General features: G+C 72.4%; 10 protein-coding genes and 1 rRNA gene. 5 read left to right on the forward strand and 6 right to left on the reverse strand.

Annotated features, from left to right (window positions below; all coding sequences use genetic code 11):
* Positions 1–174 precede the first annotated feature (174 nt).
* Positions 175–291 (forward strand): 5S ribosomal RNA (gene rrf / locus ABTY56_RS09755).
* Between the two features lie 76 nt (positions 292–367).
* Here the strand turns inward: rrf and ABTY56_RS09760 are convergent.
* Both ABTY56_RS09760 and ABTY56_RS09765 read right to left on the reverse strand, forming a co-directional pair.
* On the reverse strand, positions 368–829 hold the full coding sequence (locus ABTY56_RS09760) for a GNAT family N-acetyltransferase (protein WP_350627932.1): 462 nt from the start codon (positions 827–829) through the stop codon (positions 368–370).
* Between the two features lie 147 nt (positions 830–976).
* Positions 977–1,768: a VOC family protein gene (locus ABTY56_RS09765; protein WP_350627933.1), complete on the reverse strand. Its 792-nt coding sequence runs from the start codon at positions 1,766–1,768 to the stop codon at positions 977–979.
* 206 nt (positions 1,769–1,974) lie between these two features.
* Here ABTY56_RS09765 and recD2 point away from each other — a divergent pair, with 206 nt between their 5' ends.
* The 3 genes from recD2 to ABTY56_RS09780 all read left to right on the forward strand — a co-directional run bounded on the left by recD2 (position 1,975) and on the right by ABTY56_RS09780 (position 7,016).
* Positions 1,975–4,206 carry an SF1B family DNA helicase RecD2 gene (gene recD2, locus ABTY56_RS09770; protein WP_350627935.1) on the forward strand — a complete coding sequence of 744 codons (2,232 nt, stop codon included), beginning with the start codon at positions 1,975–1,977 and terminating at the stop codon, positions 4,204–4,206.
* Between the two features lie 225 nt (positions 4,207–4,431).
* Positions 4,432–5,721, forward strand: coding sequence for a citrate synthase (locus tag ABTY56_RS09775; protein WP_350627936.1), 1,290 nt, complete (start codon positions 4,432–4,434; stop codon positions 5,719–5,721).
* A gap of 575 nt (positions 5,722–6,296) precedes the next feature.
* A complete protein-coding gene (locus tag ABTY56_RS09780) occupies positions 6,297–7,016 on the forward strand; it encodes an SDR family NAD(P)-dependent oxidoreductase (protein WP_350627937.1) in 720 nt (239 codons plus the stop codon).
* Positions 7,017–7,112: 96 nt separating this feature from the next.
* On the opposite strand, the gene ABTY56_RS09785 is transcribed toward ABTY56_RS09780, so the two are convergent.
* Complete coding sequence (locus tag ABTY56_RS09785) at positions 7,113–9,392, reverse strand: heavy metal translocating P-type ATPase (RefSeq protein WP_350627938.1); 2,280 nt, start codon at positions 9,390–9,392, stop codon at positions 7,113–7,115.
* Positions 9,393–9,471: 79 nt separating this feature from the next.
* A complete protein-coding gene (locus ABTY56_RS09790; RefSeq protein WP_350627939.1) occupies positions 9,472–9,690 on the reverse strand; it encodes a heavy-metal-associated domain-containing protein in 219 nt (72 codons plus the stop codon).
* 166 nt (positions 9,691–9,856) lie between these two features.
* On the opposite strand from ABTY56_RS09790, the gene ABTY56_RS09795 reads away from it, so the two are divergent.
* Entirely contained in the window at positions 9,857–11,029 is a 1,173-nt protein-coding gene (locus tag ABTY56_RS09795; RefSeq protein WP_350627941.1) for a PP2C family protein-serine/threonine phosphatase, read from the forward strand.
* Positions 11,030–11,075: 46 nt separating this feature from the next.
* Here ABTY56_RS09795 and dhaL read toward each other — a convergent pair whose 3' ends face one another.
* Positions 11,076–11,732 (reverse strand): dihydroxyacetone kinase subunit DhaL, encoded by a 657-nt coding sequence (gene dhaL / locus ABTY56_RS09800; RefSeq protein ID WP_350627942.1) that lies wholly within the window; start codon positions 11,730–11,732, stop codon positions 11,076–11,078.
* A gap of 12 nt (positions 11,733–11,744) precedes the next feature.
* On the reverse strand, positions 11,745–12,740 hold the full coding sequence (gene dhaK, locus ABTY56_RS09805) for a dihydroxyacetone kinase subunit DhaK (RefSeq protein WP_350627944.1): 996 nt from the start codon (positions 12,738–12,740) through the stop codon (positions 11,745–11,747).
* Positions 12,741–12,775 lie beyond the last annotated feature (35 nt).

Consider the following 12,775-nt stretch of genomic DNA (forward strand, 5'->3'; position numbering starts at 1 on the left):
GGCTCCCAGTAGACGACTGGGTTGATAGGCCGGATATGGAAGCCCTGTAAGGGGTGGAGTTGACCGGTACTAATAGGCCGAGGGCTTGTCCTCAGTTGCTCGCGTCCACTGTGTTGTTCTGAAACAACGACCCGCCCGACTTGTTCGGGTGTGCGGTTGACAGTTTCATAGTGTTTCGGTGGTCATAGCGTGAGGGAAACGCCCGGTTACATTCCGAACCCGGAAGCTAAGCCTCACAGCGCCGATGGTACTGCAGGGGGGACCCTGTGGGAGAGTAGGACGCCGCCGAACAATCATTGTGAAGAACCCCCATCCGGATTCCGGATGGGGGTTCTTCGCGTTTCCGGACGCTTTTTCGGGCGCTGCTTCAGACCTTCAGCTTGAAACCGAGGTGCGACGGCACGAACCCGAGCCGCTCGTAGAAGCGGTGCGCGTCGGTGCGGGTGGCGTCGGAGGTGAGCTGGACGAGGTCGGCGCCGAGTTCGCGGGAGCGCTCGACGGCCCATTCGATCAGGACGGTGCCCAGCCCGTTGCCGCGCTCGTCGGCGTGGATGCGGACGGCCTCGATGATCGTGCGGGTGGAGCCCTGTCGGGAGAGGCCCGGCACGACGGTGAGCTGCAGGGTGCCGACGGTCCGGCCGGCGCGGTCGGCGACGACCAGGTGCTGGTGCGGGTCGCCGTCGATGCGGGCGAAGGCGGTGCGGTAGGCGGTGAGGTCGTCGGGGCTCTCGCGGGTCGCGCCCAGCGGGTCGTCCGCGAGCATCGCCACTATTGCCGGGAGGTCCGCCTCGGTCGCCCGGCGGATCGTCAGATCGGTCCTGTCGTTCATGATCAGAGGATAGAAGGGCTCCGGTACCCCGACCCACCCCTGTCTACGCCCGTAGCACCCCCTCACGGCCCTTCTGGGGGCCGATCCGGGGCGGGCCGACCCGGGCGGGGCGAGACCGGGCCGGCCGAGACCGGGGGTGAGTCGGTGTCACTCCCCGGGCGGGGCACTGGTGATGACGGCGAAGACCGCGCCGTGCGGGTCGACCAGCTGGGCGAGACGGCCGACGCCGTGGACGTCCGCGGCGGGGACCCGCACGGTCGCGCCGATGGTGCCGGCGATGGCGAGGCTGGCGTCCGTGTTGGGGACCTCGAAGTACGGGAGCCAGTGCGAGCCGGTGCCGGCGGCGGTCTGCTCGGGCGCGAGCTGCACGATGCCGCCGTGGGCGTCGTCGGTGCCGCCGCCCGCCGGGGTGAGGACGGTGTAGAGCGAGCCGTCGAACGGGACGTCCTGCTCCTGCCAGTCGAAGACGGCGCGGTAGAAGGACTTGGCGAGTTCGGCGTCGATGCTGTGGCACTCGGCCCAGCAGAGGCTGCCCTCCTCGTCGACGACGTCCAGGCCGCGGATGTCGTGCGGCTGCCAGACGGCGAAGTCGGCGCCGGTGGGGTCGGTGTAGCCGGCCATCCGGCCCGAGGTGAAGACGTCGAAGGGGGCGAACCGGACGCGGCCGCCGGCCTGTTCGACCAGTGCGGTGGTGCGGTCGGCGTCGGGGGTGGCGAAGTAGATCGTCCAGCCCGGTGGGGAGCCCTCCTCGGTGAGCGGTCCGAGGGCGGCCACGATCCGGCCGTCGAGTCGGAAGAACCCGTAGCCGCCGGCTTCGGGGCCGGCCGAGTCGAAGGTCCAGCCGAACAGCGCGGTGTAGAAGTCGACGGAGGCCCGGGTGTCGGGGCTGCTCAGGTCGAGCCAGTCGGGGGAGCCGGAGCGGAAGGCGGTGTTGAGCATGTCGGGCACTGCTCCTCGGACGGGCCGGGCCCGGGCGGGCGCGGCCGACGGTCCCCCTGCCTACCTCACAGCCTGGCACCTCGGCGATGGCGCTGCACGGCAGGCTTCCGGTCCCGGATCCGTGCGTTCGCGGCTGTGGGCTTGTCGGGGCCGGGCGGTACCGTGCGTAGCGGAATGATCCACCCGTACCGGTCGAAGGGGGCCCGGTGAGCAAGCAGGCGCAGTCGGGACAGCAGCCGTTCCAGCTCGCGCAGGTCGAGGGAGTGCTGGAACGGATCACCTACGCCAACGAGGAGACCGGCTACACGGTGGCCCGGGTGGACACCGGCCGGGGCGGGAACGACCTGCTGACCGTGGTGGGCGCGCTGCTGGGGGCGCAGGTCGGGGAGTCGCTGCGGCTGCACGGGCGGTGGGGCTCGCACCCGCAGTACGGGCGGCAGTTCACGGTGGAGAACTACACGACGGTGCTGCCGGCGACGGTCCAGGGCATCCGGCGGTACCTGGGCTCGGGGCTGATCAAGGGGATCGGGCCGCGGTTCGCCGAGCGGATCGTGGAGCGCTTCGGGGTGGACACCCTGGAGGTGATCGAGAACGAGCCGGGCCGGCTGATCGAGGTGCCGGGGCTGGGGCCGAAGCGCACCAAGAAGATCGCGGTGGCCTGGGAGGAGCAGAAGGCCATCAAGGAGGTGATGGTCTTCCTGCAGGGGGTCGGGGTGTCGACCTCGCTGGCTGTGCGAATCTACAAGCAGTACGGCGACGGTTCGATCGGTGTGGTGAAGAACGAGCCGTACCGGCTGGCCGGGGACGTCTGGGGCATCGGCTTCCTGACGGCGGACCGGATCGCCCAGGCGGTGGGGATCCCGCACGACAGTCCGGAGCGGGTGAAGGCCGGGCTGCAGTACGCGCTGTCGCAGAGCAGCGACCAGGGGCACTGCTTCCTGCCGGAGGAGCGGCTGATCGCGGACGGGGTGAAGCTGCTGCAGGTGGACGTCGGGCTGGTGATCGACTGCCTGGCGGAGCTGGTGGCGTCGGAGGGGGTGGTGCGCGAGACGGTGCCGGGGGAGGCCGGCGAGCCGATCACCGCGGTGTACCTGGTGCCGTTCCACCGTGCGGAGATCTCGCTGGCCAACCAGTTGCTGCGGCTGTTGCGTTCGGACTCGGACCGGATGCCCTGGTTCGCGGGGGTGGACTGGCCGGTGGCGCTGGAGTGGCTGGCGAAGCGGACGGGGGCGGAGCTGGCACCGGAGCAGGAGCAGTCGGTGCGGTTGGCGTTGACCGAGCGGGTCGCGGTGCTGACGGGGGGTCCGGGCTGCGGCAAGTCGTTCACGGTGAAGTCGATCGTGACGCTGGCGCTGGCGAAGCGGGCCAAGGTGGTGCTGGCGGCGCCGACCGGCCGGGCGGCGAAGCGGCTGTCGGAGCTGACGGGGATGGAGGCCTCGACGGTGCACCGGCTGCTGGAGCTGAAGCCGGGCGGGGACGCCGCGTACGACCGGGACCGGCCGCTGGACGCGGACCTGGTGGTGGTCGACGAGGCCTCGATGCTGGACCTGATCCTGGCGAACAAGCTGGTCAAGGCGGTGCCGATGGGTGCTCACCTGCTGTTCGTGGGGGACGTGGACCAGCTGCCCTCGGTGGGTGCCGGGGAGGTGCTGCGGGACCTGCTGGCGGTGGGCGGGCCGATCCCGTCGGTGCGGCTGACGAGGATCTTCCGGCAGGCGCAGCAGTCGGGCGTGGTGACCAACGCGCACCGGATCAACGAGGGGAAGCCGCCCCTGACGGAGGGGCTGGCGGACTTCTTCCTGTTCGCCGAGGACGACGCGGAGCGGGCGGCCGGGCTGACCGTGGACGTGGTGGCGCGCCGGATCCCGCAGAAGTTCGGCTTCGACCCGCGCCGGGACGTCCAGGTGCTGGCCCCGATGCACCGCGGCCCGGCGGGCGCGGGGAACCTGAACACCCTGCTGCAGGGGGCGGTGACGCCGGCTCGGGAGGGGCTGGCCGAACGGCGCTTCGGCGGCCGTACGTTCAGGGTGGGGGACAAGGTCACGCAGATCCGCAACAACTACGACAAGGGGCGGAACGGCGTCTTCAACGGCACAGTGGGAGTGGTGACCGCCCTCAGCATGGACGACCAGCGGCTGACGGTGCTCACCGACGAGGACGAGGAGGTGGCCTACGACTTCGACGAACTGGACGAGCTGGCCCACGCGTACGCGGTGACGATCCACCGCTCGCAGGGCAGCGAGTACCCGGTGGTGGTGATTCCGGTCACCATGTCCGCTTGGACGATGCTCCAGCGAAATCTGCTCTACACCGCTGTGACCAGGGCGCGGAAACTCGTGGTGCTGGTCGGGTCACGCAAGGCGATCGCGCAGGCCGTACGGGCCGTCAGTGCAGGTCGGCGGCATACCGCGCTCGATCATCGGCTGACTACTGGATGATTATCCAACAGGATGGTTGCCTCTAATGTTCTCTTGACGTGAAGAGATTTACGGCAGAGCCTAGGGTGGTGCCGATCTTGTCCGGTTCGTACCGGCTGCGGCGGCAGGTTTTGTAGGGGCGGGCCCTTTCGGGCCACCCCGGGTGCGCGGCTGTCCTCCGGATGGGGGATGGTAGAGACAGTCAGGGCACCTTGGAAGAGGATTCATTTCGTCGGTGAGGAAGACGTGAGCGACAACTCGGTAGTACTGCGGTACCAGGACGGCGAGTACGAGTACCCCGTCGTCGAGAGCACTGCGGGCAACGCCGGCTTCGACATCTCGAAGCTGCTCCCGCAGACCGGCCTGGTCACCCTGGACAACGGCTTCGGTAACACCGCCGCGTACAAGTCCGCGATCACCTTCGTGGACGGCGACAACGGCATCCTGCGGTACCGCGGCTACCCGATCGAGCAGCTCGCCTCGCAGGGCGGCTTCATCGAGACCGCGTACCTCCTGATCAACGGCGAGCTGCCCAACGCGGACCAGCTGGCGGACTTCAACCGCGAGATCACCCAGCACACCCTGCTGCACGAGGACGTCAAGCGCTTCTTCCAGGGCTTCCCGCGGGACGCCCACCCGATGGCCATGCTGTCCTCGGTCGTCGGCGCGCTGTCCACGTTCTACCCGGAGAGCCACAACCCGTTCGACGCGGCCCAGCGCCACCTGTCGACGGTCCGCCTGCTCGCCAAGCTGCCGACGATCGCCGCGTACGCGTACAAGAAGGCGATGGGCCAGCCCTTCGTCTACCCGCGCAACGACCTGAGCTACGTCGAGAACCTCCTGCGGATGACCTTCGCCGTCCCCGCCGAGGACTACGAGCTCAACCCGGTCGTCGTCAACGCCCTGGACAAGCTGCTCATCCTGCACGCGGACCACGAGCAGAACTGCTCGACCTCCACCGTGCGCCTGGTCGGCTCCAGCCACGCCAACCTGTTCGCCTCGATCTCGGCCGGCATCTCGGCCCTGTGGGGCCCGCTGCACGGCGGCGCCAACCAGGCCGTGCTGGAGATGCTGGAGAGCATCCAGAAGGACGGCGGCGACGTCGACGCCTTCATCACGAAGGTCAAGAACAAGGAAGCCGGCGTCAAGCTGATGGGCTTCGGCCACCGGGTCTACAAGGCGTTCGACCCGCGCGCCGCCCAGGTGAAGCTGCTCGCGCACGAGGTCCTCGGCCAGCTCGGCAAGAGCGACGAGCTCCTCGACATCGCGCTCAAGCTGGAGGAGCACGCCCTCAAGGACGACTTCTTCATCTCGCGCAAGCTGTACCCGAACGTGGACTTCTACACCGGCCTGATCTACCGCGCCATGGGCTTCCCGACCAGCATGTTCACCGTGCTGTTCGCCCTCGGCCGGCTGCCGGGCTGGATCGCCCACTGGCACGAGATGATCAACGACCCGACCAGCCGGATCGGCCGCCCGCGCCAGATCTACACCGGCACCGCGATCCGCGACTACGTCCCGCTCGAGGGCCGCTGACCACGCGCGCGACGACGCCGACGCCGGGCACCGACCCGGACGGAAGCTGAAAGGGGCCCGGCCGCTGCCTGAGCGGACGGGCCCCTCCGCGTTCCCGCGCCGCACCCCCGGAGGGGTCCGCGCGGGGACGGAACCGTACGGCGCACGACTCCGGGGCCGGCCGCAGCCCGGAACGGCCGCTCAAAGCGTCCCTGGCCCGCCAGAACCCCGGCGTCGTGCGCGAAGGCCGTCGAGGACGACGACCCTTCCCGGGGCCCGCCGGAGCCCCGTCGGCGACAGCCGATGGAAGCGCGGGGGCACGTTGCCGTTCAGCGTGCCCCCGCCCATCGGAAAAACTGCCGCACTACCAACCTAAGACGTATCAGGGTGCGAGAAGTTACGCCCGGGGGGTGTGAGCTGCCTCTCGCCACGCTCCGTGTGCGCGTCGTACCCCGCCCATATCACACCTTCTCTCGCGCGGTACGTCACCCTCCCCGCAGTCACGGCAACCGAGCGTGATAGGAATCGTGGCATTCCGGTACGGACCGCCACGCACACTCGCAGCGCGGCGGCGGAACTGGGGAGGGAGTACGCAGATGGCCAGGAACGTCGTCGTCACCGGCGGTGGCACGGGAATCGGGTACGAAGTCGCGCGGCGGTTCGCCGAGGCGGGCGACCGCGTGGTGATCGTGGGCCGCCGCCGCGCGGTCCTGGAGAAGGCCGCGGCCGACCTCGGGGCGGGCGTCACCCCGCTGGTGTGCGACCTCGCCGACCCGGACGCGGTGGAGGACGCGCTGCGCGAACTGCCCGAGCGGATCGACGTCCTGGTCAACAACGCCGGCAGCCGGGAGACCGTGGTCGGCGGCGGGCCGCACGCCCTGCTCGCGCGCTGGCGCGGCGACTTCGAGCGCAACGTGCTGACCGTGGTGCTGCTCACCGAGTCGATCCGCGACCGGCTCACCCCCGGCTCCGGCCGGGTGGTCACCATCAGCTCCATCGCCGCCCTGCGCGGGGCCGGCTCCTACGGCGCGGCGAAGGCCTCGCTGCACGCCTGGAACCACTTCCTGGCCGCCCAGTTGGGCACCTCGGGCATCACCGCCAACATCGTCGCGCCGGGGACGGTCAGCGGCACCGAGTTCTTCGGGCCGCGACTGGACGAGGCCGAGGTGGCCCGGCGGGCGGCCCGCACCCTGCTCGGCCGGATCGGGGAGACCGGTGAGGTCGCCGCGGCGGTGCACTTCCTCGCCTCGCCCGAGGCCGGGTTCATCACCGGTGAGATCCTGCACTGCAACGGCGGCGAGCTGCTGGGGCGTTGACGTACGGCGAGGGGCCCGGGCCGATGGCGGTCCGGGCCCCTCGTGCGTGTCCCGGAGTCCGTGTCCCGGGGCTTCCGGGCGTGCCGACAGGCCCGCTCAGGCGGGTCGGAAGCGGCGCAGGCGCAGGCTGTTGGTGACCACGAAGACCGAGGAGAAGGCCATCGCCGCCCCGGCGATCATCGGGTTGAGCAGCCCGGCCGCGGCCAGCGGCAGGGCGGCGACGTTGTAGCCGAACGCCCAGGCCAGGTTGCCCCTGATGGTGGCGAGTGTCCTGCGGGCGAGCCGGATGGCGTCGGCCGCCGCGCGCAGGTCGCCGCCGACCAGGGTGAGGTCGCCGGCCTCGATCGCGGCGTCGGTGCCGGTGCCCATCGCCAGCCCGAGATCGGCCTGGGCGAGGGCGGCGGCGTCGTTGACGCCGTCGCCGACCATCGCGACGACCCCGCCCTCGGCCTGCAGCCGCCTGACCGTCGCGACCTTGTCCTCGGGGAGCACCTCGGCGATCACGTCCTGCGCGGGGATGCCGACCTCGGCCGCGACCGCCTCGGCGACCGTCCGGTTGTCGCCGGTCAGCAGCACCGGGCGCAGGCCCAGCGCGCGGAGCCGGGCGACCGCCTCGGCACTGGTCGGCCTGACCGCGTCGGCGACCTCCAGGACGGCCCGCGCCTCGCCGTCCCAGCCGACCGCGACCGCGGTGCGGCCGGCCGCCTCGGCGGCGGCCTTGGCGCGGGCCAGGGAGGGCGGCAGGTGCAGTGCCCGGTCGGCGAGCAGGGCCTCGTGCCCGGCGACCACCGCGCGGCCCGCCACGACGCCCTCCACGCCCCGGCCGGGGACGTTGCGGAAGCCCTCGACCGGCGGCAGTTCGCCCGTCCTCTCGACGGCGGCCGCGGCGACGGCGGCGGCGATCGGGTGCTCGGAGGCGTGTTCGACGGCGCCGGCCAGCCGAAGTGCCTCGGTCCGGTCGACGCCCTCGGCGGTGTGCACGGCGACCACGGCCATCCGGCCGGTGGTGACGGTGCCGGTCTTGTCCAGCACGACGGTGTCCACCGCGCGGGTGGTCTCCAGGACCTCCGGGCCCTTGATCAGGATCCCGAGCTGGGCGCCGCGGCCGGTGCCCACCATCAGCGCGGTCGGCGTGGCCAGGCCGAGCGCGCAGGGGCAGGCGATGATCAGGACGGCCACGGCCGCGGTGAAGGCCTCGGTGGGGCTGTCGGTGACCAGCAGCCAGGTGACCAGGGTGGTCAGGGCGATCAGGATCACCGCGGGGACGAAGACGGCGGAGATCCGGTCGGCCAGCCGCTGGGCGGCGGCCTTGCCGTTCTGGGCCTCCTCGACCAGCTCGGCCATCCGGGCCAGCCGGGTGTCGGCGCCGACCCGGGTGGCCTCGACCACCAGGCGCCCGCCGGCGTTGACGGTGGCGCCGGTGACGGGGTCGCCGGCGGCGACCTCGACCGGGGCGGACTCGCCGGTCAGCATCGAGGCGTCCACCGCGGAGCTGCCCTCGACCACCACGCCGTCGGTGGCGATCTTCTCGCCCGGGCGGACCACGAAGCGCGTGCCGACGGCCAGCCGGTCCACCGGCAGGCGCACCTCGCGGCCGCCCTGCAGGACCGCGACGTCCTTGGCGCCGAGGTCGAGCAGCGCGTGCAGTGCGGCGCCCGCCCGGCGCTTGGAGCGGGCCTCCAGCAGGCGGCCGAGCAGGATCAGCACGGTGACGGCGGCAGCGGTCTCCAGGTAGAGCGCGGAGGAGGCGTCGGCGTCGCCGACGGAGAGCGAGAAGTCGTGGTGCATCCCGGGCAGGCCGGCGTGGCCCCGGAACAGCGCCCAGACCGACCAGCCGAAGGCGGCCAGGGTGCCGAGCGAGACCAGGGTGTCCATGGTCGCGGCGCCGTGCTTGAGGTTGGTCCAGGCGGCGCGGTGGAACGGCAGGCCGCCGTACACCACGACCGGGCCGGTGAGCGCGAAGGCCAGCCACTGCCAGTCGGTGAACTGCAGGGCCGGGACCATCGACAGCACGACCACCGGGATGCCGAGGACGGTACTGATCAGCAGCCGGTCGAGCAGGGGGTCGGGCTGCTCGGGACGCGCCGATCCGGTCCCGGTGTCGGGGCCGGCCGGCTCGGCGGCGGCGGGCGCCGGGGGCGGGGGCAGCTCGGCGGTGTAACCGGTGCGCTCGACCGTGGCGATCAGCTCCGCCACCGTCACCCCGGGGCCGTAGTCGACCCGGGCCTTCTCGGTGGCGAAGTTGACGGTCGCCTCGACGCCGTCCATCCGGTTGAGCTTCTTCTCGATCCGGGCCGCGCAGGAGGCGCAGGTCATCCCGCCGATCGACAGCTCGACCCGGTCCCGGGCCTCGACGTCGGGGGCGGACGTGCTCATGCGGATCAGCTCCTTGCTGGGGGTGTACGGCGGGGCCGCCGGTCGGGCCGCCGGGCGGGCCCCGCCGTACCTCGGTGGTTCAGGCGCTGCGGCCGACCAGCTCGTAGCCGGCCTCGTCGACGGCGGTGCGGACCTGCTCGTCGTCCAACGGGGCGGCGGAGGAGACCGTCACGGTCCCGGCCTTGGCGTCGGCGGCGACCTCGGTGACACCGGTCAGGGCGGAGAGCTCCTCGCTGATGGCCTTCTCGCAGTGGCCGCAGCTCATGCCGGACACGGTGTAGGTGATGGTGCTGGACATCGGGGCCTCCGGAGGTCGGTGCGGGTTCCTGTGCTGACGACTGTCGATGACTGCCGATGACACCATACCCCTGAGGGGTATTACCCGAAGGGGTGGGGGAGGTGGATCGAATCGTAGGCGACAGGGCGGGCGGGTGGGTGCCGTGATCGTCCCTTATGTTCGATATGTGTTTCCGATCCGCCGCGCCCAGTCACCCTCGGCACCCGAGGCAGCCGGACTGCCGCCGGACCGGCAGCGCGGCGCCCTGCTGGCCGCCGACCTCCAGGACGTGCCGCTGTGGCGGCGCGCCGCCCCGGCGCTGCTCGCTACCCTGCTGGTCGCGCTCGCGGACTTCCTCTCCGGCAAGGACCGCTACCTCGCCCCGCTGATGACCGTCGTACCGACCATCGCGGCCCTGACCCTGCGGCCCCGCGAGCTGCTGGCGGTCTGCGCGTTCGGACTGTTCGCGGTGTTCGGGCTCAGCCACTACGACGAGGTCGACAACATCAACGACGCGCGGTTCCTCTACGGCGCGATGGTCGGCTACCTGGTGGTGACGCTGTTCTCGGCCTGGGTCGCCGGGCTCCGGATGCGGCGCGCGGCGGCCTTCGCGGCCGTCAGCTCCGTCGCCGAGGCCGCCCAGCGGGCCCTGCTGCGGCTGCCGGGGCCGGTGGTGGGGCCGCTGCGGCTGGCCGTGCGGTACGTGTCGGCGGCGGACGCCTCGCGGATCGGCGGGGACCTGTACTCCGTCCTGGAGACGCCGCACGGCACCCGGGTCGCGGTCGGGGACGTCCGGGGCAAGGGGCTGGCGGCGGTGCAGACCGCGGCGGTGGTGCTGGGCGCGTTCCGCGAGGCCGCGTACGACGAGGCCGGGCTGCGGGGCGTCGCGGCGCGGGTCGAGGCCAGCGTCGAACGGCACGTTCCGGACGGCGAGTTCACCACGGCGCTGTTCGCGGAGTTCCGCGCGCCCGGGGAGATGGAGCTGCTGCAGTACGGGCACGTGCCGCCGATCCGGGTCGACGGCGAGGGGCGGGCGATCCTCCTGCACGCGCCGGACCCGTGGGTCCCCCTGGGCCTCGGCCGGCTGGCCGCGGGGGAACCGACCAGCTGGGGGCAGCCGTTCGGGCCGGAGGACGTGCTGGTGCTCTGCACGGACGGGGTGATCGAGGCGCGGCACCGGACGACCGGGGAGTTCTACCCGCTGGCGGAGCGGGTGGGGGCGCTGGTGCGGGGAGCTGCGCGCTCGGCGGGGGAGCTGGAGGCGGCGGTCGGGCGGGTGTACGGGGACCTGCTGGCGCACACGGGCGGGGAGCTTCGGGACGACGCGTTGCTGCTGCTGATCGCGCGGACGGACGGCTGATCGGCGGTTTGGGGTGCGGTCGGCAGCCCGGGAGGCCGGAGTGCGTTCAGGCGGTGGTGGTGTCGGCGAGGGCGCGGAAGACGAGGGCGGTGGAGGTGGCGCCCGGGTCCTGGTGCCCGATGCTGCGTTCGCCGAGGTAGGAGGCACGGCCCTTGCGGGCCCGGAGGGGGACGGTGTCGCGGGCGCCCTGCTCGGCGGCGTCGGCGGCCGGGGCGGCGGCCTCGGCCAGGGTGGCACCGGTGGCGGCCGCGGCGCGGAAGGCGGCCAGCGCCGGGGTCCAGGCGTCCACGATGGTCTTGTCCCCGGGCTCGGCCTTGCCGAGGAGACGCACGGCGTCCAGTCCGGCGGACAGGGCCTCGGCGACGGTGGCCGGGGCGGCTGGCTCGGGCAGGGCGGCGCCCATGGCGCGGAAGGCCTTGCCGTAGAGCGGGCCGGAGGCGCCGCCGACCTTGGAGATGAGCGTGGTGCCGGTCTTGGTGAGGACGGCGCCGGGGCCGGTCGGGTGCAGGCCGTCGAGGGCGGCGAGGGCGGCCGTGAAGCCGCGCCGGAGGTTGCTGCCGTGGTCGCCGTCGCCGATCGCGGAATCCAGTTCGGTGAGCCGGGACTGCTCCTGGTCGACGGCCGCGGCGACGGCGCGGATCCAGGCCTCGGCCAGTGCGGTGTCGAACGGCCGGGAGTCGAACGCCGGGGTGTCGGGGTCCATCGCGAATCCTCCTCAGGCCCGCTTGAGGGCGGGGGTGTCGACCGGGGCGTCCCAGAGTTCCAGCAGCTGGGCGTCGGCCTTGGTGAGGGTGAGCGAGAAGCCCGCCATGTCCAGGCTGGTGACGTAGTTGCCGACCAGGCTGCGGGCCACCCCGATGCCGCGCTCGGCGAGCCGGGCGGCGACCTCGCCGTAGACCACGTACAGCTCCAGCAGCGGGGTGGCGCCCAGGCCGTTGAGCAGGGCGATCACCTCGTCGCCCGGGGTCAGGTGGTGGTCGGTCAGGATGGTCTCGACGACCTCGGCGGCCAGCTCGCGGGCCGGGCGGAGCTTCTCGCGGCGGCGGCCGGGTTCGCCGTGGATGCCGACGCCGACCTCGATCTCGTCCTCGGGCAGGTCGAAGCCGGGCTTGCCGGCGGCCGGGACGGTGGCGGCGGTGAGCGCGATCGCGAAGGAGCGGGAGGCGGCGTTGACCCGCTCGCCCAGGGCGGCCACCTCGTCCAGCGGGGCGCCGCGCTCGGCCAGCGCGCCGGCGGTCTTCTCGACCAGGACGGTCGCGCCGGTGCCCCGGCGGCCGGCCGTCCAGGTGGAGTCCTCGACCGCGACGTCGTCGTTGACCAGGACGGTGCGGACCTCCAGACCCTCCTCGGCGGCGAGTTCGGCGGCGAGCTCGAAGTTCATCACGTCGCCGGTGTAGTTCTTCACGACGAAGACGACACCGGCGCCGTTCTCCACGGCCTTGGCGGCGGCCAGCATCTGGTCCGGGACGGGCGAGGTGAACACCTCGCCCGGGCAGGCGGCGTCGAGCATGCCGGGGCCGACGAAGCCGCCGTGCAGCGGCTCGTGGCCGGAGCCGCCGCCGGAGATCAGCGCGACCTTGGGCCCGGCCGGGCGAGCGGCCCGGGTGATCACCCGGTTCGGGATGTCCACCGTCAGCTCCGGATGGGCGGCGGCGACTCCGGCCAGGGCGTCCTCCAGGACCCCCTCCGGGGTGTTGATCAGCTTCTTCAACGCTCTTCGCTCCCTTGGTGAGGACGCTACGGCCG

The organism is Kitasatospora sp. NPDC097691 (assembly GCF_040302665.1).
Lineage (GTDB): Bacteria > Actinomycetota > Actinomycetes > Streptomycetales > Streptomycetaceae > Kitasatospora.